The following is a 22,854-nucleotide window of genomic DNA, read 5'->3' as shown; positions in this document are numbered from 1 at the left end:
TTTACTCCATGAAAATATTGTTTGTTGCCGACCCGCTCGAATCGTTCCAGATTTACAAGGACACCACCTTCTCCATGATGCGCGAGGCACAAAAGCGCGGTCATACCTTGAGTGCTTGCGCGCCCAAAGACATCATGTGGCAGCGCGGCGGTGTAGTGACCGCCTTTGTGCGCGACATCCGGCTCACCGGCCAAAGCCCAGACTGGTTTAGTGCCGAGCAGCAAGCCCCCAATGAGCGCCCCGCTGCGTTGAAAGAATTTGATGCGGTGGTGATGCGCAAAGACCCGCCGTTTAACAGCGAGTTTTTCTACGCCACACACCTGCTGGAGCAGGCTGAGCGCGAGGGCGCACGCGTCTTCAACAAGCCGCGCGCCCTGCGTGACCATCCGGAGAAGCTGGCGATTCTGGAGTGGCCCCAATTCATCGGCCCGACGCTGGTTACGCGTGATGCACAGGATATTCGGCGTTTTCACGCCGAGCACCAAGACATCATCCTCAAGCCGCTGGATGGCATGGGCGGCACCGGGATCTTTCGTGTGAAAGAAGATGGGCTAAATCTGGGCGCCATCATTGAAACGCTTAACAAGAACGGTGCCGAGACCGTGATGGTGCAGGCCTTTTTGCCGGCCATCGCCCAGGGCGACAAGCGGGTGCTGGTGATTGGCGGCCAGCCGGTGCCTTACAGCCTGGCGCGCATTCCGCAGGGGGGTGAAGTGCGTGGCAACCTGGCTGCCGGTGGCAAGGGCGTGGCCCAGCCGTTAACCGTGCGAGACCGCGAGATTGCCCAAGCCATTGGCCCAGTGCTGGCCGAGCGGGGCTTGCTGCTGATGGGGCTGGACGTGATTGGTGAGCACCTCACCGAGATCAATGTCACCAGCCCAACTTGTTTTCAGGAAATTTTTGATCAAACCGGATTTGACGTGGCCGCCATGTTTGTGCAGGCGCTTGAAGCCGCACAGGCTGAAGTGCACTCAGGGGCGGGCCCCTCTGGCATTAATTGAATGTTTCATGGGAGGCCGTCGGCCGCCACGAAGTGTTGCCTCGGGGCGCAAAGCTGAGCGATTTGCTGCTTTGTTGCGCACCGGGTGGGCAAAATGTCTCGAAACATGACGGCCACACAGTTATGCTGTGGTTTCTGCATTTGTGCGTTTTTTTGACAGATCGTTGGGCCGCAAAGCTCTGGACAGAGGGTCATGTCCTATGCGTCAATCATCACACCATGGAAGAGCTGTAGTGAAGAACAAAGTCAGTTATTGGGTTGCCTTGATGGCCGTGTTAACCGGTGCTGTTTCAACTGGTCAAGCCATGACGCTTGGGGACTTGCGTGGCAATGCGGTGATCGGCCGCTCGCTTGATGTGTCTGTGCCGGTATCGCCCGGCTCTGGTGAAGAGGTGAATGCGTCGTGCTTGTCGGCTGAAGTTTTACAGGGGGATGCGCAGCGTATGAGGGCTTCAGTGACGGTGTCACCGGAGACTTCCAGCGCGGTTTCCGTCAGCATGGTCCGCATCCGCTCGGCTGCGGCCGTGGATGAGCCGGTGGTGACCGTGATGTTGCGTTCCACTTGTGCAGGGCTGACCACACGCCAGTACGTTCTTCTTTCCGATTTCCCGGCACCTGATCTGCCCCAAGTGGCCACCGCGGCGGTGGCAGCGGCCAAACCTCCAGTGCGCGATGCCGGCCGAACTGATGAGGCTGACGTGGCTGACGTGGCTGACGTGGCTGACGTGGCTGACGTGGCACCAAAGCCTGCTGCGCCAGTCAAGAAGCGACCCAAGCCGCGCCCGGCAGTTATTCCGGTGCCACCGCCTGCCCCACCAGAGCCTGAATTGGCGAAGCCGGTCTTGAAGCTCGATCCGACGCCAGCTTTGCCTGACCAGGCGCAGGTGCCTGCTTCGGCGGCGCTACCGGCCTTGGCTGCGGCCTCCGCGCCCAGCGACGAAGTGGCGCTACAGGCGGCACGTATGGAAGCTTTGCAAGCTGACATCAAGGCGCTCAAAGATCTGGCCATAAAAAACGAGGTAACGCTGGTAGACCTTCAGGCAAAGTTGCGCCAAGCTGAAGCCGAGCGTGTTCCCATGACTTGGCTTTACCTTTTGGGTGGGCTGCTGATCGCTACGCTGGGGGCCCTGACTTGGGTGCTACGAAGGCAACAGGTGGCCAATAAAGGCGATGATGTCTGGTGGCAACAGGGCAGGGACGCTGCATCTGAAACCCTGGTGGTCGCGCCACCAGCATCGCGTCAGTCCGAGCAGCGGCTGTCTGATTTTGGCGAAGCCTTTGAGCCTGTAGAACCGATAGCGCTGGAGGCTACCGAGTCCAGCATGCCAGCTGAGTTGCAGGCCGACACCGATCTGCACACGGATCTTGACACCAATCTGGACATCGACCTGGGCAGCTTAGCGCCTGCTGACGAAGCGCCCACCGCCTCCCAACCTTTGGACCTGTTGCCTGCAGACCGCTCTGCCGCCACCCACCCACTGAATGGGGAAGGTGTCTCGGATATTCGACAGCAGGCCGAGTTTTTTGTCTCACTGGGGCAAAGCGAGCGAGCCATCAATGTCTTGCGCAAGCAGGTCATGGAGGGTCCGCAGCCCAACCCGCTGGTGTATCTTGATTTGCTGGGCCTGTACCAAGCGCAAGGTATGAGAACCGATTTTCTTGAACTGCGCGCTGCTTTTAGCCGTTTTTTCAATGGGGTGGTACCAGACTTTTCAACCTTCAATCTGGCGGGCAGCGAACTGCTGGATTACCCCGAACCCTTGGCCGTGCTGGTGCGCTTCTGGCCCAATATTGAAGCTATTGCGTTTCTGGAAGCCTGTATTTTCCGCAACGATGCGGCACCAATGCAGCTGTCTTTCGACTTGCCCGCCTTTCGCGACCTGCTAATGCTTCACGCGGTGGCTGAAAACGTCACCTCTGAGTCTCCCTGGAAAATGACCAATCTTGACGGCCTGGGGGACATCACCACCGGGCCCGCCGATTGGGCCGGTATGGCGATGGATCCGCGTGGCAAGCCCGAGGCTTAGCTCTTTAGCTTCTGGGTAGAAGGCGGGGAAATCAGGGATGACGGCGTTACCAAGCGATTGAGTCCAGCCGCAGTGTGTAGGTACGTCCAACCTTAGCGCGAGCCGAACTGCCGCCACAGACGCACACCCAGCAACACCAGCGCCACCAAAATACCCAGTGGAAGGCGGTCGAGCCACCTCACGCAGGGGTGGCCGCCCTGCAGGCCGCACACACGCAGGCCGCATTGGTAGCTTCCGCTGGAATACGGTCAAGCACGTTTTTGCTGAACTTCACCTTGGTGCACCAGCAGGGCTCCTGCATGACGCCGGTGACGCGCCCAATTTCCATGGCACACAGATTGGGACCGCCGCAAATCGGGCACAGGCTCGCTGGGGGCGTTTGGGGTGTGGTGGTTTGTGACATGGCGTGTGGTCTATCAAAGTGGAGGATTGGCGAGTGTATCGGCCTGCAAGAAAACCTGGCATCTGAGCGTTTGGCAACGTACACCGGGGACCCGGTACCCAATCCCCACCTGTGCCACGCCGCCAAAACAAACGGCACCCATGGGTGCCGTTTGTTACAAAGTTTGTATGCCAAATCAGACCTTAGCCCTTTAAATACAAGTGCTAGTAGCTATTGATTAGATAGTATTTAACCGGTGCAGCATCACGCCGCCTTCACCTTCAGCCGCCAGGCGTGTAACAGCGGCTCGGTGTAGCCGCTGGGTTGCACCAGGCCTTTGAAGACCAGATCGCAGGCCGCCTGGTACGCCATCGATGTATCGAAGTGGCCCGCCATCGGTTTGTACAGCGGGTCACCGGCGTTCTGGCCATCGACGACGCCGGCCATGCGCTCAAAGGTTTCTGTGATTTGGGCTTTGGTCACCACGCCGTGCAGCAACCAGTTGGCCATGTGCTGGCTGCTGATGCGCAGGGTGGCGCGGTCTTCCATCAGGCCCACATTGTGAATATCGGGCACCTTGGAGCAGCCCACGCCCTGGTCGACCCATCGCACCACGTAGCCCAAAATGCCTTGGGCGTTGTTGTCGAGTTCCGCCTGAATTTCGGCTTCGGTCCAGAACGGCATGAGCGCAGTCGGGATCTGCAGGATGGCATCCAGCAGGTTTTCTTCCATCGCCAGTGATTTCCGCTCGTTGACGAAGGTCTCCATGCTCTTTTGCAAAGCCGTCACATCCACCTGGTGATAGTGCAACGCGTGCAGGGTAGCTGCGGTCGGCGAGGGCACCCAGGCGGTGTTGGCGCCCGCCTGTGGGTGTTCGATTTTTTGCTTCATCATGTCCGCCATCAGATCGGGCATGGCCCACATGCCCTTGCCGATCTGGGCACGGCCACGCAGCCCGCACGCCAGGCCGATCTGCACGTTGCTCATTTCATAGGCGCGCAGCCATTGCGAATTCTTCATCCGCGGCTTGCGCATCATGGCGCCCGACTGCATGGCGGTATGCATTTCGTCGCCGGTGCGGTCGAGGAAGCCGGTGTTGATGAAGGCCACACGTGAGGCCGCGCCGGCGATGCAGGCCTTGAGGTTGACGCTGGTGCGGCGCTCCTCGTCCATGATGCCCAGCTTGACGGTGTTCTCCGGCAGGGCCAGCATTACCTCAACCCGGCTGAACAGCTCGGCAGCAAACGCCACTTCAGCCGGACCATGCATTTTGGGCTTGACGATATAGACCGAGCCCTTGCGTGAGTTTTTGATGCCGGGCGCATCCTTGCGCTTGAGATCATGCATGGCAATGGTCGTGGTGACCACCGCGTCCAGAATGCCTTCCGGGATTTCCTTGAGCGTTCCGTCTTCGGCGCTGTACAGGATGGCGGGGTTGGTCATCAGATGCCCCACATTGCGCAGAAACATGAGTGAGCGGCCATGCAGCGTGAGCTTGCCGCCGCCGGGGCTGGTGTACTCGCGGTCGGGGTTCAGGCCGCGAGTAAAGGTTTTGCCACCTTTTTGCATCTCTTCTGTCAGGGTGCCTTGCAGGATACCCAGCCAGTTTGCGTACGCTGCAACCTTGTCTTCTGCGTCCACCACCGCCACGGAATCTTCAAGGTCGAGAATGGTGGAAAGTGCGGCTTCAACCACCAGGTCGCTGATGCCGGGCGCATCGTCTTTGCCAATGACGGTGGTGCGGTCGATACGGATGTCGATGTGGATGCCGTTGTGGCGCAGCAAGATGGACGAAGGCGCATCCAGAGCGCCCTGGTAGCCGACAAACCGCGCAGGATCCTTCAGCCCGGTGACTGAGCCGTTTTTGAGCTTCACCACCAACTGGCCGTCCGCCACGCTGTACAGCGTCGCGTCTCTGTGCGAGCCCGTAGCCAGGGGAGCGGCCTGGTCCAGCACATTGCGTGCGTAGGCAATGACCTTGGCGCCACGCGCTGGGTTGTAGCCCTTGCCCTTTTCGATGCCTTCGGTCTCCGCAATCACGTCGGTGCCGTAGAGCGCGTCATACAGCGAACCCCAGCGGGCGTTAGCGGCATTGAGCGCGTAGCGTGCATTCAAAATGGGCACCACCAGTTGCGGGCCCGCCTGCAGCGCCAGCTCATCGTCGACGTTGGAGGTGGTGATCGTCACGTTGGCGGGCGAGGGCACCAAGTAGCCAATCTTTGTGAGAAAGGCGCGGTAGGCTTTCATGTCGGCGATGGGGCCGGGGTTGGTTTTGTGCCAAGTATCCAACTCGGTTTGCAGGCGGTCGCGCTCGCCCAGCAAGGCAATGTTTTTCGGTGCCAGATCAGCCACGATGGCGTCAAAGCCTTTCCAGAAGTTTTCCGGGGTAACGCCGGTGCCGGGCAGCACTTGGGTCTCGAGAAAAAGGCACAAGTTGGCGGCCACTTGCAGGCGGTTTTTGGTGATGCGTTCGGTCATGGTCAGTCCTTGGGCGTTGAAGGTTCAGGGGGTGGGCCGCACGGTGCAGGTTGCCTTGCATATGTTGCAGTGCAGCAGCCGATTTTAGAGTGAGGCGCTGCCCGCATTCAAACGAAACGTCGGTACGCAGTTGTGACAAAAATAACGGTAATCCAGCACAAGGGCGACGCACTGCGAAATAATGGGCAGTACGGCAAGTTGCCGCTGATTTGCCGGACGCACCATGACCCACAGCTCTGTCTCTAGTCCTTCACCCGACCCATTACCCAGCAGCCTGCCACCCACCCCGGCAACGCCACCTTTACCCCTGCAAGGTTTGCGTGTGGTGGAGTTCACCCACATGGTGATGGGCCCCACCTGTGGCATGGTGCTGGCCGACATGGGGGCCGAGGTGATCAAGGTCGAACCCATCGAGGGTGACCGCACGCGGCATTTGCTGGGTGCGGGTGCGGGTTTCTTTCCGATGTTCAACCGCAACAAGAAAAGCATCGCCATCAATCTGCACCATCCCGAGGGTGCCGCCGTGGCGCGCCAGTTGGCCTTGAGTGCCGATGTGGTGCTGGAGAACTTCAAGCCCGGCACCATGGCCAAGTACGGGCTGGACTACGCGGCGCTGTCGCAGGCCAACCCCAAAATCATTTACGTCAGTCACAAGGGTTTTCTGCCCGGCCCGTATGAACACCGCACCGCGCTGGACGAGGTGGTGCAAATGATGGGTGGCCTGGCCTACATGACCGGGCGCCCTGGCGACCCACTGCGCGCGGGCAGCAGCGTCAACGACATCATGGGCGGTATGTTTGGTGCCATTGGTGCGCTGGGGGCGCTGATCCAGCGTGGTATCACCGGGCGTGGCCAAGAGGTGCAAAGCGCGTTATTTGAAAACAATGTGTTTCTGGTCGGCCAGCACATGTTGCAGTACGCCATGACCGGCCAGGCAGCAGCCCCCATGCCCGCGCGAATTTCGCCCTGGGGCGTGTACGACGTGTTTACCGCAGGCGATGGCGAGCAGATTTTTATCTCGGCGGTGAGCGATGCACAGTGGGCCACGTTTTGCGCCGTGTTTGAGCTGGCTGACCTGAAAGCGGATGGTAAGTACGCCTCCAACAATGACCGGGTGCGCGAGCGCCCCACGCTGCTGCCGATCCTGCGTGAGCGGCTGGCGCGCTACACCGCCGCGCAAATCGTCCAGCTAATGGCCGCGAACAAGTTGCCCTACGCCCCGATCCGTAAACCCGAAGAGCTGTTTGACGACGAACACTTGTTGGCGACCGGTGGCCTGGCCGACATTACCTTGCCCGATGGTGAGCGCGCCGGGCAAACCACCCAGGCCGCCCTGTTTCCCTTCACTATGGGCGGCCAGCGGCTGGGTGTGCGCCTGAGCCCGCCCACGCTCGGTGCGCACACCCAGGAACTGCTGCTTGGGCTCGGTCTGGACGCCAAGCGGGTGCAGTCGCTGCGCGCGGCGGGTGCGATCGGCTGATAGCGCACCATGAGCAAACTCAAGCAACTCGAAACCTTTGTCGCTGTGGCCCACCGTGGCGGCCTGACAGCGGCGGCCAAGGCCGAAGGGCTGGCCCCCGCCATCATCGGGCGCAGGCTAAATGCGCTGGAAGAACGTCTAGGCGTCAAACTGCTGGTGCGCACCACCCGGCATGTCACGCTTACCCAGGAAGGCAGTGCGTTTCTGGAAGACTGCCAACGCCTGCTGGCTGAGTTGGCCAGCGCAGAGGCCAGCGTGTCTGTCGGCGGTGTCAAGGCCACCGGGCATCTGGCTTTAACGGCACCGGCGGGATTTGGGCGGCGGCATGTGGCGCCACTGGTGCCCCGGTTTCGCGAATTACACCCGGACGTGACCATCTCGCTTAGCCTGAGTGACCGTGTCGTCGACCTGGCTGCTGAAGGCTTTGATTGCGCAGTACGGGTAGGCGAGATGCCCGATTCCAGTCTGGTAAGTGTGCGCCTGGCTGACAACCGGCGCCTGTGCGTGGCGGCACCCAGCTACCTGAAGCGCCACGGCGCACCAAAAACCCCGCAAGACTTGGTGCGCTTTGACTGCCTGACGCTGTCCAGCGATGCCTCGCAAACGCGCGGTTGGGCGTTTTCGCTGCACCAGCCTGCGGGCATAGAGCTGGTGCACCTCAAGCCCGGTGGCCCCTTGAGCTGCTCCGACGGCGAGGTGTTGTTTGACTGGTGCCTGGCAGGCTACGGCATTGCCTGGCGCAGCACCTGGGAGGTGCAGGCCGAAGTGGCGGCCGGTTTGCTGGTGCCGGTGCTGGAGCCATTCGCTGCGCCTGCCAACGGTATCTACGCGGTGTTTCCCCAGCGCAAGCACCTGCCGCTGCGCCTGCGCTTATGGATTGACTACCTCAAGCAGCAGTTTGCCGAGATGGGTTTCTGGCATGAGCCTCGTTAAGGCGCTGCCGCAGCGCTAGGCGAGTCCAGGTTACGCGCCGCATTGGAGGGCAGATTTCTGGTGCCAAAGCTGCCCCCCTAAAATCAGCCGATGCTCACCGTAAAAACCGAATTGTTAGAAGCCCTGCGCGCAGCGCTGGAAGATTTACTGCCGGGTGCTGGCGAAAAAGCGGCTTTTGAGTCGCCCAAAGTCGCTGCGCACGGTGACCTCGCCACCACTGCCGCGATGCAACTGGCCAAGCCGCTCAAAATGAACCCGCGCCAACTGGCCGAGAAGCTTTGCGCCGCCCTGCAAGCGACTTTGCCCTACCAGACCTGGGTAGAGGCACTCGACATTGCTGGTCCGGGCTTCATCAACATCAAACTCAAGCCCGCTGCCAAACAGCAGGTCGTGCTTGAAGTGCTGGTGCAGCAGTCCTGTTATGGCCAGCAGGCCGCCAACGGCAAACGCATGCTGGTCGAGTTTGTCTCTGCCAACCCCACGGGTCCGCTGCATGTGGGCCACGGCCGCCAGGCAGCGCTGGGGGACGCCATCTGTAACCTGTTTGCCACACAGGGCTGGGACGTTTACCGCGAGTTTTATTACAACGATGCGGGTGTGCAGATTGGTACCCTGGCCACCAGCACCCAGTTGCGGGTGCAGGGTTTCAAGCCGGGCGACGCCTGCTGGCCGATCGACCCAGACAACCCCCTAGCCAAGAATTTTTACAACGGTGACTACATCGCCGACATTGCCGCTGATTTTTTGACCAGCAAAACCGTCAAGTCTGATGACCGTGCGTTCACCGCTTCAGGGGACCCGGCTGATCTCGACAGCATCCGCCAGTTTGCTGTGGCTTACCTGCGCCACGAGCAGGATCTGGACTTGTCGGCCTTTGCGGTCAAGTTTGATAACTACTATCTTGAGAGCAGCCTGTACACCTCTGGCCGGGTTGAGGCGACGGTTGCGCGTTTGATCGAAGCCGGTAAAACCTACGCGCTGGACGGCGCGCTGTGGCTCAAATCTACCGACTACGGCGACGACAAAGACCGCGTCATGCGCAAGCGCGACGGCAGCTACACCTACTTTGTGCCCGATGTGGCTTACCACATTGCCAAGTGGGAGCGTGGTTTCAGCAAGGTGATCAACATCCAGGGCACCGATCACCACGGCACCATCGCCCGGGTGCGCGCTGGCCTGCAGGGCGCCAACGTGGGTATTCCGCAGGGCTTTCCCGACTATGTGCTGCACACCATGGTGCGGGTGGTCAAAGGCGGGGAAGAAGTCAAGATCGGCAAACGCGCTGGTAGTTATGTGACGCTGCGCGACCTGATCGAGTGGACCAGCAAAGACGCGGTGCGGTTCTTTCTATTGAGTCGCAAGCCCGATACCGAATACACCTTTGATGTCGATCTGGCGGTGGCCAAAAACAACGACAACCCGGTGTACTACGTGCAGTACGCCCATGCGCGGATCTGCTCGGTGCTGGCCGCGTGGGCGGGCGACGTGGCCTCTCTGGCCCAAGTCGATTTGACCCCGCTGACCAGTCCGCAAGCCCAGGCGCTGATGCTGCTGCTGGCAAAATACCCCGCCATGCTGAGTGCAGCCGCCGAGGGTTTTGCACCGCATGATGTGACCTTTTATCTGCGTGAACTTGCTGCCTGCTATCACAGTTACTACGATGCCGAGCGCATTCTGGTGGATGATCAAGCGGTCAAGCTGGCGCGGCTGGCGCTGGTCGCGGCTACCGCGCAGGTATTGCAAAATGGTTTGGCGGTGCTGGGCGTGAGTGCCCCGCAAAAAATGTAAATAACGCGAACAGACAGGTAGCAAATGCGAACCATGAAACAACAACGTGGCGGGACTATTTTGGGATTGGTTCTGGGGCTGGTGATTGGGCTGGGTATTGCGCTGGCGGTGGCGGTGTACGTGACCAAAGTACCGGTGCCGTTTCTGGACAAAGGCGCCAGCCGCCCAGCCGATCAGGACGCCGCCGAGCTGCAGAAAAACAAAAACTGGGACCCCAACGCGCCCTTGTACGGTAAAAACCCGGCGCGGCCAGCCGCCACCGCTGAACAGATCGAGAGCGCAGCCCCCAAGCTATCCGCCTCGGCGCCCGAACTCAAACCCGCGGTGACAAGTGACCCGCTGGGTGATCTTGTCAAGTCCAAAATGGCCGGTGCCAAAAACGCGGCCCCTGATGCTGCTGCTGAGCTTTTTACTTACTTTGTGCAGGTGGGTGCGTATCGCACGCCTGAAGACGCCGAGAGCCAGCGCGCCAAGCTCTCCCTGGCGGGCATCGAGACCAAAATGAGCGAACGCGAGCAGGCGGGGCGCACGGTCTATCGGGTACGCATGGGGCCTTTTGATCAGCGCGATGACGCTGAAATAGCCAAAGCCCGGCTTGAAGCCGCCGACCAGGAAGCTGCCATAGTACGCGTGACACGTTGAGCTTCTGTGCCCATCGCTGGCTTTAAAGGCTAGTCCAATGTCTGCACTATCTAGGAAAACAAGCATGTCCATGAAACGTCGCACCTTTTGTACTGCCACCACCCTGGTTGCGGCTGGCTTGGCCTCTGGCGGTGTTTTAGCGCAGGCCAGAGCGCCGCAAGCGGGAACCGATTTCACCCAATTGAACAAATTGGCCCCGGTCGACGCACCCGCGGGCAAGATCGAAGTGCTGGAGTTCTTTTGGTACAACTGCTCGCACTGCAACGCGTTTGAGCCGCTGCTGGCGGCGTGGGCGCAGAAGCTGCCGTCAGATGTGGCGTTCAAGCGCGTTCCGGTGGCATTTCAGGATAGTTATTTGTCCCAGCAGCGGCTTTTTTACGCGCTGGAGGCCATGGGTTTGGTTGGGCAACTGCACAGCCGGGTGTTTGCCACCATCCACGTCGATCGGCAAAACCTGGTCAGCGAGCAGGCCATCACTGCCTGGATAGGCAAACAAGGGGTCGACAAAGCACTATTTGCCAGCCATTTCAACTCCTTTACTACTCTATCCAAGGCGCGCCGAGCCAACCAGTTGATGACCGCTTACCAGGTGGAGGGTGTCCCTGCGCTGGGGGTTGCCGGGCGTTTTTACACCGATGGTGCGATGACCAAGACGATGGATAGAGTGCTGCAAGTGGCTGATTTTCTGGTGGCAGAGGTTCGCGCCGGGCGTTGAAGAGCGACGGTTTTGGCAGCAGCAAGCGGGTCTTGCCAAGTGCGCGCCGAGCGCTAGCCCGCTACAATGCCAGGCATAAATCATGCAAGATCCGTGCCTTTATGAATAACACTTTTCTCTCCCGGCTACTGGTTGTGCTTCTGGTGGCGCTGGCGCCTGCTGCCTGGGCGGAAAAAGCGGACCGCGACAAACCCATGAACATTGAGTCAGACGCCTTGCGTTACGACGATGCGCGCCAAGTCAGCGTCTTCACCGGCCGTGTGGTGTTGACCAAGGGCACGGTCCTGATCCGGGGTGGCAAGCTTGAGGTGCGCCAGGACGCTGATGGCAACCAGTTTGGCGTGGCGACCGCTGCGCCAGGCAAGCTGGCGTTTTTCCGCCAAAAGCGCGAAGGCTTGGACGAATTCATTGAAGGTGAAGGCGAAACCATTGAGTACGATGGCCGTGGCGATACCGTCAAATTCATCGACAGTGCCCAGTTGCGGCGCTACCGGGGTGCCACCCTGAGCGACGAATTCAACGCTGGCCTGATCGTCTACAACAACCTCACCGACGTTTTCACGCTGGACGGCGCGCCAGCGGTGGGCAAAAGTGGCAGCACCGGGCGCCCTGGCGCTCCGGCTGGGCGGGTCAGGGCGATGCTGACGCCAAACGTCAGCAGCGCACCCGCCAAGGCGCCCGCGGGCGCAGCGTCTGCCGCATTGCGCGAAACCCGCACGCTAGGGGCTGGCAAGCCATGACCCTAGACAGCCCGATCGTTCCAGCGCCGCAACTTGACGTCAGTGATCGGCGCGGTCGGCGGGCGCCGGGTGAAGTCGAGAACTGCTTGCAGGCGCTACACCTGCAAAAGTCGTATGGCGCGCGCAAGGTGGTGAAAGATGTGTCTCTGGAGGTGCGCAAGGGCGAGGTGGTCGGGTTGTTGGGCCCCAATGGCGCTGGCAAGACGACCTCGTTTTATATGATCGTCGGGCTGGTGCGCGCCAGTGCGGGCACCATCACCATTGACGGCCAGGCCATCGACCACATGCCGATTCACCGCCGGGCGCGCCTGGGTTTGGGTTACCTGCCGCAGGAGTCGTCGATTTTTCGCAAGCTCAATGTGCAAGACAACGTGCGCGCAGTGCTGGAACTGCAATTCGACGAGCAAGGCAAGCCTTTGGCTGAGCCCGAAATTGAAAAACGCCTGACCTATTTGCTGCAAGACCTGCGGGTGGAGCATTTGCGTCAGTCCAGCGCGCTGTCTTTGTCGGGTGGTGAGCGCAGGCGGGTGGAGATCGCCCGAGCGCTGGCCACGCGGCCCAGCTTCATCCTGCTGGACGAACCGTTTGCCGGCATCGACCCAATTGCGGTGATTGAGATCCAGCGCATCATCAGCTTCCTGAAAAGCCGGGGGATTGGTGTGCTGATCACCGACCACAACGTGCGCGAAACCCTGGGTATTTGCGACCACGCCTACATCATCAACGACGGCGCGGTGCTGGCGCAGGGCACACCCGCCGAGATCGTCAACGATGCCGAGGTGCGCCGGGTGTATCTGGGCGAACACTTCAGAATGTGAGCATGACCCCCATGCTTATCACGCCGTGTATTGCGCTTCCCCCCGCGGAGGCTATGGCGCCTTGGGGCGGCCCGGCAACGCCATGAAGCAAGGCCTGTCGCTACGCGTTTCGCAGCATCTGGCGCTCACGCCCCAGTTGCAGCAATCCATCCGGCTGCTGCAGTTGTCGACGCTGGAGTTGTCTTCCGAAGTCGATCAGATGCTGGACGACAACCCGTTTTTAGAGCGCAAAGTGGAAGAAGCTGAGCGCGAGTCGTTTGGCTTGGAGCAATTGGACACGCCTGTCAGCGCCTCCGACCGTGAGGCGGAGTCTGCTACTTATTCGGCAGCTGACTACGCAAGCACAACAACGGCTAAGACCGAAAATGACGTAGAAAATTCAGGCTTGTCCAGCGACGACGGCCCCAGCTGGGAAGGCGATGGCAGCGTCAGCATGGGCCCCGATGACAGCGAATGGGGCAGCGAAGCACAGGCCAAAGGCAACAACCTCAGCGGTGACGACGCGATGGACGCCACCGAGCTGGCGCGCAACCAGGAGTCGCTGCAAAGCTTTTTGCACCGGCAGGCGTTGGGCTTACGCCTAAGCTTGGAGGACAACGCTGCGCTGCGCTTCCTGATCGAGTCGCTCAATGACGACGGCTACCTGGAAGACCCGCTGGAAGAGCTGGCGGGCGGCCTTGCCGGGGGTGACGATGAGGAGCAACTCGGCCAATTGGTGCACCACTTCACCGTGGCGCTACGCCTGCTGCAGAGTCTGGAGCCCATCGGTGTGGGTGCGCGTGGCCTGGCCGAATGCCTCACGCTGCAGCTGCAGGCGTTGCTGAAACTCTCCGACACCCAGCTTGACCTGGACCCTGACACCATCGAAGTGGCCTTGGCAATTTGCCGCCAGCCGATGGAATTGCTGGCGCGGCGTGACATCAAGCACCTGATGCCGCTGTGCCGCGCCAGTGACGCCGAAGTGCGCGCCGCCATCACCATGATTGGCCACCTGGAGCCCAAACCCGGGCGGCGTTTTGTCGACGTGGAGCGCAACGTGGTGGTGCCAGACGTGCTGGTGATCAAGGTCGGCAGCGGTGCGGCGGTCAAATTCATCGTGCGGCTGAACCCCGAAGTGATGCCGCGCCTGCGTGTCCATGACATTTATGCCAACGCGCTCAAAGGCCATAAAGCCGGTGGCAGCGAAGCCGCAAGCGCCTTGGCGCTGCAGCAACGGCTGCAAGAAGCGCGCTGGTTTATTAAAAACATTCAACAGCGTTTTGACACCATCCTGCGTGTCAGCACTGCGATTGTCGAGCGTCAAAAAAGCTTCTTCATCCACGGTGAACTGGCCATGCGCCCGCTGGTGCTGCGCGAGATTGCTGACGAGCTGGGCCTGCACGAGTCCACCATCAGCCGCGTCACCACCGCTAAATACATAGCCACACCCTACGGCACCTTTGAGCTGAAGTACTTTTTTGGCTCCGGGCTGGGCACCGAGTCGGGCGGCAACGCCTCCAGCACCGCGGTGCGCGCCCTCATCAAGCAGTTTGTCGCCGCCGAGAGCCCGAAGAAACCGCTGTCTGACAACCAGATCTCCGACATGCTCAAAGAGCAGGGCATTGAATGCGCGCGGCGCACCGTGGCGAAATACCGTGAAGGGCTGCGCATCGCCCCGGCGTATCTGAGAAAGGAATTGTGAAGGTCGGCAACCCCGGCCGCCACTGCGAGCGCAGTGGCGGCAGACCCAGCACGATGACATCGTGCGCTGCCAAGAGATGCGCTCCCCGCCATGACGAAAATGTCAACTGACCAGGTGAATTCATGAACCAACTGCAACTGTTCCTACCCTGCGCCGCTGGCGTAGAAGACTATCTGGCGCCCGAGGTGCTGCGCATCACCGGCCTGCCGCCGGGCTGCATCACCAAGCAGCGCGGCGGGGTTGCGGTGCGCACTGGGCTAGCGCACGCCATGCTGCTCAACCTCTACAGCCGCCTGGCGCAGCGCGTGCTGGTGCTGTTGAGCTACACCGAGTACCGCAGCGAGCAAGACCTGTACCGCGCCGCCAGCGAGGTGGCCTGGGAGCGCTGGTTCACCCCGCGTGAATCGATCAAGGTCGAGATCACTGCCCAACACAGCCCGCTCAACAGCCTTAACTTTGCCGCGCTCAAAGTCAAAGACGCGGTGTGTGATCGCTTCCGGGCGGTGGCCAATGGCGTGCGCCCCGACGTCAACACCCAGTGGCCGGACGCCCGTATCTACGCCCACCTGACCACCGACAGCTGCTCGCTCTACATCGACACCTCGGGCGAACCCCTGTTCAAACGCGGTTGGCGCGTCGGTACCGGCGACGCACCGCTGAAAGAAACCCTGGCCGCCGCGATGCTAGCGGCCAGCGGCTGGCTCGACGGTGAGGGCGACCTGCAGCCGCTGTACGACCCGTGTTGCGGCAGCGGCACGATTCTGATTGAAGCCGCGCAAATGGCCTGCAACTTGCCTGCCGGTGGCCAACGCCGTTTTGCCTTTGAGAAATATGTACCGTTTCGCAAAACTGATTGGGACGCTATCAAACAGGAAGCTGCTGACGCAGTATCTATGCCGGATGCAGGCCAAAAACCCATTATTTTTGGCAGCGACGTGGCGCACCGCATGGTTGATTTCGCCCAACGCAACGCCGAGCGTGCGGGGGTGGCCGGCGTCATCGAGTTCCGTGGTGGTGACGCGCTGCAGCGCATGCCCCCCATTGACGTGAGCCAAACCGGTGGCGGCGTGATGTTGCTGAACCCGCCGTATGGCGAGCGTATTGACGTGGCAGGTGTGGCGGGGGCGGCGCGCGCGGGCCGGGCTACACGCCCATCGTTACAGGGGAAAACGGCCTCTAGCCCCTATGCTAATTCGGATACAAGCTATGAAGACGATAGCGAACTTGTGGCCCAAGGCGCACCGCAGCAGGGCCGCTTTGGTGCCCGCGAGCTGCCACAAACGGAAAATGGCGGCGAGTTCTTCAGCCAACTCGCCACCCACTGGAAGAAAAACTATCCCGGCTGGACCGCCTGGATGCTCACCCCCGACCTGAAACTACCGGGCAAGATGCGCCTGAAAGAATCGCGCCGCGTCCCCATGTGGAATGGCCCGATCGAATGCCGCTTGTTCCGCTTTGACATGGTGGCGGGGAAAATGGCGTTAGATCGCGGGGAAAAGGGGTCAGATCACCGGGCGCCAAGCAACCGTGTGCTCTGACCCCACTTTCCCTGACCCCGCTTTCCCCCGCCTCGTCCTTGACACCAACATCGTCCTCGACCTGTTCCTCTTCCACGACCCGGCAACGCGAGCCCTGCAGTGCGCCATGGAACAAGGTCAACTGCAATGGGTGGCAACCGCGCCGATGCGCGAAGAGCTGGCGCGGGTGCTGGGTTACGGCGCCATCGGCAAATGCCTGACCCAGCAAGCCGTCGTCGCCGAGCAGGTGCTGGCCGCGTTTGACGCCCAGGCGCAGATCGTTGCCGTGGCACCCAAGGCCAGCGTCACCTGCCAAGACCCGGATGACCAGAAGTTCATTGACCTGGCCGTGACCCATCAAGCCACATTACTGAGCAAGGACAAAGCCGTACTTTGTATGAAGAAAAGGCTTCTAGCCCTTGACGTGAAAGCGTCAGTAGCTATTGATAGCATAGTAGTTTGACTCCCGTGGCGGCTCGACAGACAATGCGGGCTGCTTCATCAATTCTTTTCTAACCATGACCACTGAACCCACCCAAAACGCGCCAGACGGCGCCCTTGGCCTCGAACAATTCGACGAGCTCGACACCATTCTGGACGACCTGCGCACCCGCGACGACGAAATCCCGCAGTGGGAGTTTTGCGAAGGTTTCATGGCCGCACTGGTTTGCTGCCGCCGTCCGCTGGTGCCCGCTGAATTCCTGCCGGTGCTGCTGGGGTTCGATCCGGCGGGTGCCTGCGGCGCTGCGGTGTTTGCCGACACCGACCAATTTGAGCGCTTCATGGAACTCTGGACACAGCGCTGGAAGGAAATCTCCACCGCGCTCGATCTGAACATCGAGTCGCTCAACGATGACGGCGCCTACCAGCCTGAAGTGATGGACCTGCGCGCTGCCATAGCCGCCTTGCCGCCCGAGCAACGCGCCGAGATGGGTGACGCGCCTATTCCCTCTTTTGGCCAGATCTGGGCCATTGGCTTCATGTACGCGGTGGAAAACTGGGCCGAGGAGTGGGAGCCGCCGAAGGACCCAGAGGCCTCCAAGATGGTCAACGGTGCGCTGGAATGCATCGTGGCCTTGACCGAAGACGACACCGAAGAGCCGACCATCGGCGCTTTTGAGGAAGACGGCGAACCGACCCTGAGCAAGCAACGCCTGAACGACTTTGCCGACGCGCTGTGGGCGGTGTATGACCTGCGTGATGTCTGGCTGCATATCGGCCCGCGCGTGGAAACCGTCTACCGCGTGGAGACCCCCGGCCGCAACGACCTGTGCTCGTGTGGCAGCGGTAAAAAGTACAAAAAGTGCTGCGGGGCGAACTAAAACGTTCCTAATTTGGTAGCTACTAGCCCTTTATTCATATGGGCTAGGTGCCTACCAGGGCAGTGACTCGCCCTCAAAACTGAAAAACCCGCCAGAGTCTTCCGGCTTCAAATCAGCCATGACCGCCAGCAACTGCGCCGCCGCAACTTCGGGCTGGCGCACGTCGAGGCCGGTTTTGGCAAACGGCTGTGACAAGGCACTGTGCACCGTACCCGGATGCAGTGCCACGCAAATCGCCTGCGGTGCGCGTCGGCGCAGCTCAATCGCCGCGGTGTGCACCAACTGGTTCAGCGCGGCTTTGCTGGCGCGGTAGCTGTACCAGCCGCCCAGCCGGTTGTCGCCAATGCTGCCAACCTTGGCCGACAGCGTGGCAAACACCGCCGTGCCTTGGCGCGGTAGCAGCGGTAAAAAATGTTTCATCAGCAGCGCCGGGCCGATGGCGTTGATGGCAAAGGCCTGCGCCATTTGCGCTGCATCTAGCTGCGCCCAGCTTTTTTCCGGCTGCTGTGTTGGCGTGTGCAGCATGCCGGTGGCGTCCACGATCAGGCGCAACACCCCGGCCTGCTCGGCCAGCAGCGTCGACAGATGCTGTGCCGCCGCGGCAATGCTCGCCTCGTCGAGCAAATCCAGCGCTGGCGTGCTGCGGCGTGACAGACCCAGCGTCACTGCGTAGCGCGGGTCTGCCTGCAGCCGCGCCAGCAATGCCGCACCGAGACCGCCGCTGGCCCCGATGACCAAACAAAATGGCTTTAAGTCGGTGTTCTGCATGTTTTGATCAGCGATTTTTATCAGACATTTTTGGCGAGATGGCTGTCCAGCGCGGCTCGGGTTTGGCGGCGCATCTGTGTGTTGAAGAAGGGCGCCCAACCCAGCACCCAGCCGCCCATGCCCAGCGCCTGGCGGGACCAGCGCCAGAAGTCGAACTGGTCGCGGTGGCTGGCAATCAGCCCTTCGGGGCAGAAGGTGAAATCCGCCTCGACGATGTTGTGCACCTGGCGCCGGGTGGCAGTGAAGCGGTAACGCGCCTCCCAGTGGACGTGGCCGCTGCTGTCGTTGGCCTGTAGGTTATTGAAATCGAGCCGCCAGTCTTGCTTGCCATTGCCGCGTGCGGCATTGCACAGCATGTGCCACATACCGGCGATCTCGTGCTGCCCTTTGAGGGAGAAGGCCGGGTCGTCAAAGGTGGCGTCTAGGCTGTAGCAGCTGCCCATGGCGTCGGCGTCCAGCTCTGCAAAGGCGGTGTAAAAGCGGGTCAGGGTTTGGGCGTTGGGGTGCATGGTGGGTCAGGTGAATAGGGGTTGATTCTCAACGAATCGCCAAAGCCCGGGCACAAGCAGGGCAGAGGGCCCGGAGCGCTCAGCTTGAATTAGGCCAGCCACTGCAGCAGCTGCCGGGTCACCTCCGGGCTGCTGAGCAGCTGCAGGTGGTGCGTGCGGTACAGAATGTGCTGGTGCTCTGGCGCAAAACTAAGGCAGCGCGCCGGGTCTGCGTGCTGGCCCAGGGCGCTTGGCAACGGTACCAGGCCGTCGCCCAGCAAGCGGTCTGCCAGGCTGCCGCGTTTGGCGGCGTTGGTGGCGGCCACCGCAAAGCAGCGCACGCCTGCGGGCAGCGGCACCGGCTGGCGGCTGTCGGGCTTGCGGCGAAAGCGGTCATGGCCCTGCCAGTCCACATCCAGCAGGTGGCCGTAGCGCAGGTCGGTCACGCCGGCGCTGCGCAGCTGGCCGAGCTTGGCAAACGGGCGGCTGTAGGGCGTGCTGCCCAACACTTCATCGACCCAATTACCGGCACGCTCCAGCGGCGCGCCGTGGTGTGGTGTGCCTAAAAACACCATGTTTTTCAACAAGGCAGGCCAGCGCAGGCCGTCTTGCTGGGCGTAAAACAGCGCGCTGCGCATCACCAGGCCGCCCATGCTGTGCGTCAGCGCGCTTACCTCTTGCACGGCGCTGGGCCACTGGGTGACGAGGTCTTCCAGGCGCTGGGCCAGCAGCCGCCCGTTTTGCGAGACATGCAGGCCACTGTTGTAGCGCAGGTAGATGGGGGTGTAGCCCAGGGTTTGGGCCAATGTTTCGGCAGGGTTGATCGGGCCGTCGGCGTGCTCGGTGGTCCACTGCGCGTCATTCATGCACAGGCCGTGCATGACGATCAGCAGCTTATTTGATGCCAAATTGGCCTCTAGCCCTTGTGCTGATTGCGCAACATGCTCTTGATATGAGAGCGTCATGGGGAGTGCCAACGGGTTGCCGCTGACCTTCAGGCGGTCGCCCATCACACCGTTGAGCGCGGCGATGATGGCGGCGCGCTCAGGCGACTCGTCACCTTGCCCTTCCAGGCGCTGCAGCAGCGGCTCCAGCCGGATCAGTGCGCTGTTCAGGCTGCGCCCGATGAGGCCGGTGATGCCTTGAATGCCTTGGTACACCCGTCCGGTGAGGCCACGCGCCTGCTCGGGGGTGGCGCCACTGGGCGCGCCCAGCGTGCGCCACACCGCCTGATGCACGCCCTCGGCCATGCTGGCAATGGCGTGGGTCGCCTCGGTGGCCAGCAAGGCGGCAGCGCGCAGGTCAGAGGCGCGCACATGCTCAGAGGTTCTGAGTTTGGCTGCGGCAGTCATGGTTGATTGTGGCTTATTGCACCGGCAAAGCCGGTGACGCCGTAGCCGAGTTTCTGGCGGCTCAGGCGCGCGTGGTAGCCCTCGATCACGCCGGCATCTTCCAGGTTTTTGATGCGCCGCCAGCACGGCGATGCCGACAGCGACACCTGTTGGGCGAGTTCACCCACGGTGGCGCGGCCGTCTTGCTGCAGGGCGCTGAGCAGCTGGCGGTCTATGGCATCAAAGCGCTTGTCCTGGTTAGGCATGATTCACCTCAAAAATAATGAAGAGTGCAATAGTTTTCCAAATTTACCGCATTCAATATGAAATTTGAGAAAACTTCTCCCACTCAATAGATTCAAAATTCTGCAGCACCAGCATCTGCCTGTACCCAGGCACTGCGTTGTTCCTCAGTTCAATTTTTGAAAGCCGAGCATGAACCACACCCCCAAGTGCAGCGGTTTCAGTACCCGCGCCATTCACCACGGCTACAACCCGGCTGACCACCATGGCGCGCTGGTGCCGCCGATCTACACCTCAGCCACCTACGTGTTCCCGGACGCAGCCTATGGCGGGCGTTGCTTTGCCGGTACCGAATCAGGCTACTTTTACAGCCGCGTTGGCAACCCCACGCTGGCGCTGCTGGAGGCACGCCTGGCCAGCCTGGAAGAGGGCGCAGGCGCGGTCGTGTTTGGCTCGGGCATGGGCGCCATCAGCGCCACCCTGTGGTCGATGCTGCAACAGGGCGACGAAGTGCTGGCTGACCTGACGCTCTACGGCTGCACCTTTTCCCTGCTGAACCACGGGCTGACGCACTTTGGGGTGAGCGTGCGGCATGTGGACATGACTGACCCGCAAGCCGTGGCGCAGGCCATTGGCCCAAACACCCGTGTTGTCTACTGTGAGACACCCGCCAACCCCAACATGCGCCTGATTGACATTGCGGCGGTATCTGCCATCGCCCACCAGGCGGGTGTGCGGGTGGTGGTGGACAACACCTATTGCACGCCGTACCTGCAGCGCCCGCTCACCCTGGGTGCGGATGTGAGTCTGCATTCAGTCACCAAATACCTGGGCGGCCATGGCGACCTGATGGCTGGTGCCGCCATCTTTGCCGACCCTGAGTTGGCCCTGCGCGTGCGCGTGTTCGGCCTGAAAGACATGACTGGCGCGGTGATGTCATCGCAAGACGCGCATCTGGTGATGCGCGGCCTGAAAACGCTCACCCTGCGCATGGACCGCCATTGCCAGAGCGCACAAAAAGTGGCCGAGCTGCTGCACCGCCACCCGGCGACCAAGCACGTCTATTTCCCTGGCCTGCCAGATTTTCCACAGTATGAATTGGCGAAACGCCAGATGAGCCAGTTTGGCGGCATGGTGGCCTTTGAGCTGCGCGGCGGCATGGCAGCGGGCATCCGCTTCATGGACGCGTTGCAGCTCGTGACCCGTGCGGTGAGCCTGGGCGATGCCGAAACCCTGGCACAACACCCGGCCAGCATGACGCACACCACCTACACCTCCGAGGAGCGCGCCGCGCACGGCATCAGCGAGGGGCTGGTGCGCTTGTCAGTGGGCCTGGAAGACCCGCAAGACATCCTGGGCGACATTGCGCAGGCGCTGGATCAAGCGCTGGCATAGGCGCTGCATAGTTCAAGCCAGCCCTTATGTCGACAGGGCTGGCGCTCTGTTGCTTACTGTTTGCGTGCAGCAATCGCCTGCTCGGCGGTGGTCACCAGATCCACGCCAATGGCCTTTTTCCATTTCTCATACACCGGGCGGGTGGCTTTGACAAAGGCCTCGCGCTCGGCCGGGGTGAGTTGCGTCACCGTTACACCCAGGGCGGCAATCTCTTTAAGCAGCGGCTGGCCGGGCTCGACCAAGCCTTTGCGGGCAATGGCGATCTCTTGCTTGCCCGCATCCATGGCGGCCTGGCGCACGATGGCCTGGTCGGCTGGCGTCCAGGAGGCCCAGATTTCTTTGTTGACCACAAAAATCAGCGGGTCAGCCACGTAGCCCCACAGGGTGATGTTTTTCTGCGCCACGTTGTGCAGCTTGGCGGCGGTAAAGATCGACAGCGGGTTTTCCTGGCCGTCAACAGCGCCGCTGGCAAAGGCGGGTTGCGCATCAGCCCAGCTCATTTGCGTGGGGTTGGCGCCCAGCGCGGTGAAGGTGTCCAGAAACAGCGGCGAGCCGACCACACGGATCTTCATGCCTTTCAGGTCAGTTGGTGTGCGCACCGCACGTTTGGAGTTGCTCAGCTCGCGGTAGCCGTTTTCACCCCAGGCCAATGGCACCACGCCGGCTTTGTCCAGGGTGGCAAACAGCTGTCGGCCGACGTCGCCTTGGGTGAGCGCGTCCATGGCGGCGTAGTCGGGCATCAGAAACGGCAGCGAGAACAGGTTCAACTGGCGCACTTGCGGCGACCAGTTGATGGTGGAGCCCACCGCCATGTCAATCACGCCCTGGCGCAGCGCGGAAAACTCGCGCGTCTGGTCACCCTGGATCAGCGACACACCGGGGTACAGCTTGATGTTGATGCGGCCTTTGGTGCGCTCCTTGACCAAATTGGCCCAGATTTCGCCGCCCTTGCCCCAGGGGAAGGCGGTGCCCAGCACCAGCGACATGCGGTACTCGGACTTGTACGGCGTGTCTGCCACCGCCGCTGTTGGCACAGCGCCCAGCGCTGCCACGGCAGCCAGCAACCCCACCAGTGTTCTACGCAATTTCATCATCTTCAGCCTCCT

General features: G+C 61.3%; 21 protein-coding genes. 14 read left to right on the top strand and 7 right to left on the bottom strand.

The features are described 5' to 3' along the window. Nucleotides 1–8: 8 nt before the first annotated feature. Complete coding sequence (gshB, locus tag BLL52_RS03080) at nt 9–1,001, top strand: glutathione synthase (protein ID WP_075585263.1); 993 nt, start codon at nt 9–11, stop codon at nt 999–1,001. A 232-nt stretch (nt 1,002–1,233) separates the two neighbouring features. Further along, nucleotides 1,234–3,027, top strand: a complete 1,794-nt coding sequence (locus BLL52_RS03075) for a type IV pilus assembly protein FimV (protein ID WP_075585262.1) — start codon at nt 1,234–1,236, stop codon at nt 3,025–3,027. Between the two features lie 178 nt (nt 3,028–3,205). Here the strand turns inward: BLL52_RS03075 and BLL52_RS03070 are convergent, their stop codons facing one another. Further along, complete coding sequence (locus BLL52_RS03070; protein ID WP_075585261.1) at nt 3,206–3,430, bottom strand: cysteine-rich CWC family protein; 225 nt, start codon at nt 3,428–3,430, stop codon at nt 3,206–3,208. Between the two features lie 243 nt (nt 3,431–3,673). Beyond that, the gene (locus BLL52_RS03065) at nt 3,674–5,887 is read right to left on the bottom strand and encodes a malate synthase G (RefSeq protein WP_075585260.1); all 2,214 of its coding nucleotides are present in this window, start codon (nt 5,885–5,887) and stop codon (nt 3,674–3,676) included. 223 nt (nt 5,888–6,110) lie between these two features. On the opposite strand from BLL52_RS03065, the gene BLL52_RS03060 reads away from it, so the two are divergent. From BLL52_RS03060 to BLL52_RS03010, 11 genes are all read left to right on the top strand, one after another. Beyond that, on the top strand, nt 6,111–7,367 hold the full coding sequence (locus BLL52_RS03060; protein WP_075585259.1) for a CaiB/BaiF CoA transferase family protein: 1,257 nt from the start codon (nt 6,111–6,113) through the stop codon (nt 7,365–7,367). Nucleotides 7,368–7,376: 9 nt separating this feature from the next. Further along, entirely contained in the window at nt 7,377–8,300 is a 924-nt protein-coding gene (locus BLL52_RS03055; protein WP_075585258.1) for a LysR family transcriptional regulator, read from the top strand. A gap of 90 nt (nt 8,301–8,390) precedes the next feature. After that, complete coding sequence (gene argS / locus BLL52_RS03050) at nt 8,391–10,088, top strand: arginine--tRNA ligase (protein ID WP_075585257.1); 1,698 nt, start codon at nt 8,391–8,393, stop codon at nt 10,086–10,088. Nucleotides 10,089–10,121: 33 nt separating this feature from the next. Continuing rightward, nucleotides 10,122–10,730: an SPOR domain-containing protein gene (locus tag BLL52_RS03045; protein ID WP_083633761.1), complete on the top strand. Its 609-nt coding sequence runs from the start codon at nt 10,122–10,124 to the stop codon at nt 10,728–10,730. Between the two features lie 70 nt (nt 10,731–10,800). Continuing rightward, complete coding sequence (locus tag BLL52_RS03040; protein WP_075585255.1) at nt 10,801–11,445, top strand: thiol:disulfide interchange protein DsbA/DsbL; 645 nt, start codon at nt 10,801–10,803, stop codon at nt 11,443–11,445. Nucleotides 11,446–11,546: 101 nt separating this feature from the next. Beyond that, the gene (gene lptA / locus BLL52_RS03035) at nt 11,547–12,185 is read left to right on the top strand and encodes a lipopolysaccharide transport periplasmic protein LptA (protein ID WP_075585298.1); all 639 of its coding nucleotides are present in this window, start codon (nt 11,547–11,549) and stop codon (nt 12,183–12,185) included. Further along, entirely contained in the window at nt 12,182–13,003 is an 822-nt protein-coding gene (lptB, locus tag BLL52_RS03030; protein WP_083633758.1) for an LPS export ABC transporter ATP-binding protein, read from the top strand. Before lptA ends, lptB begins: the two co-directional genes overlap by 4 nt. 82 nt (nt 13,004–13,085) lie before the next feature. After that, complete coding sequence (rpoN, locus tag BLL52_RS03025; RefSeq protein WP_075585254.1) at nt 13,086–14,684, top strand: RNA polymerase factor sigma-54; 1,599 nt, start codon at nt 13,086–13,088, stop codon at nt 14,682–14,684. Between the two features lie 122 nt (nt 14,685–14,806). Further along, nucleotides 14,807–16,222: a THUMP domain-containing class I SAM-dependent RNA methyltransferase gene (locus BLL52_RS03020; RefSeq protein WP_075585253.1), complete on the top strand. Its 1,416-nt coding sequence runs from the start codon at nt 14,807–14,809 to the stop codon at nt 16,220–16,222. Then, on the top strand, nt 16,212–16,664 hold the full coding sequence (locus BLL52_RS03015; protein ID WP_075585252.1) for a putative toxin-antitoxin system toxin component, PIN family: 453 nt from the start codon (nt 16,212–16,214) through the stop codon (nt 16,662–16,664). The genes BLL52_RS03020 and BLL52_RS03015 overlap by 11 nt, the downstream gene beginning before the upstream one ends. A gap of 55 nt (nt 16,665–16,719) precedes the next feature. Further along, a complete protein-coding gene (locus BLL52_RS03010) occupies nt 16,720–17,523 on the top strand; it encodes a YecA/YgfB family protein (protein ID WP_075585251.1) in 804 nt (267 codons plus the stop codon). Between the two features lie 51 nt (nt 17,524–17,574). Here BLL52_RS03010 and BLL52_RS03005 read toward each other — a convergent pair whose 3' ends face one another. From BLL52_RS03005 to BLL52_RS02990, 4 genes are all read right to left on the bottom strand, one after another. Beyond that, nucleotides 17,575–18,291, bottom strand: a complete 717-nt coding sequence (locus BLL52_RS03005) for an SDR family NAD(P)-dependent oxidoreductase (protein ID WP_075585250.1) — start codon at nt 18,289–18,291, stop codon at nt 17,575–17,577. 20 nt (nt 18,292–18,311) lie between these two features. After that, nucleotides 18,312–18,800: a nuclear transport factor 2 family protein gene (locus BLL52_RS03000; protein ID WP_075585249.1), complete on the bottom strand. Its 489-nt coding sequence runs from the start codon at nt 18,798–18,800 to the stop codon at nt 18,312–18,314. A gap of 89 nt (nt 18,801–18,889) precedes the next feature. Continuing rightward, complete coding sequence (locus BLL52_RS02995) at nt 18,890–20,131, bottom strand: esterase/lipase family protein (protein WP_075585248.1); 1,242 nt, start codon at nt 20,129–20,131, stop codon at nt 18,890–18,892. Beyond that, nucleotides 20,128–20,376 carry an Lrp/AsnC family transcriptional regulator gene (locus BLL52_RS02990; RefSeq protein ID WP_083633757.1) on the bottom strand — a complete coding sequence of 83 codons (249 nt, stop codon included), beginning with the start codon at nt 20,374–20,376 and terminating at the stop codon, nt 20,128–20,130. Before BLL52_RS02990 ends, BLL52_RS02995 begins: the two co-directional genes overlap by 4 nt. A 169-nt stretch (nt 20,377–20,545) precedes the next feature. Here BLL52_RS02990 and BLL52_RS02985 point away from each other — a divergent pair, with 169 nt between their 5' ends. Further along, nucleotides 20,546–21,748, top strand: coding sequence for a methionine gamma-lyase (locus BLL52_RS02985; protein WP_075585247.1), 1,203 nt, complete (start codon nt 20,546–20,548; stop codon nt 21,746–21,748). 53 nt (nt 21,749–21,801) lie between these two features. Here BLL52_RS02985 and BLL52_RS02980 read toward each other — a convergent pair whose 3' ends face one another. Beyond that, entirely contained in the window at nt 21,802–22,839 is a 1,038-nt protein-coding gene (locus BLL52_RS02980; RefSeq protein WP_075585296.1) for a DctP family TRAP transporter solute-binding subunit, read from the bottom strand. Nucleotides 22,840–22,854 lie beyond the last annotated feature (15 nt).

The organism is Rhodoferax antarcticus ANT.BR (assembly GCF_001938565.1).
GTDB classification, from domain to species: Bacteria; Pseudomonadota; Gammaproteobacteria; order Burkholderiales; family Burkholderiaceae_C; genus Rhodoferax; species Rhodoferax antarcticus.
The sequence above is the reverse complement of the archived record's forward strand: the minus strand, read 5'-3'. Positions and strand labels throughout refer to the sequence as shown.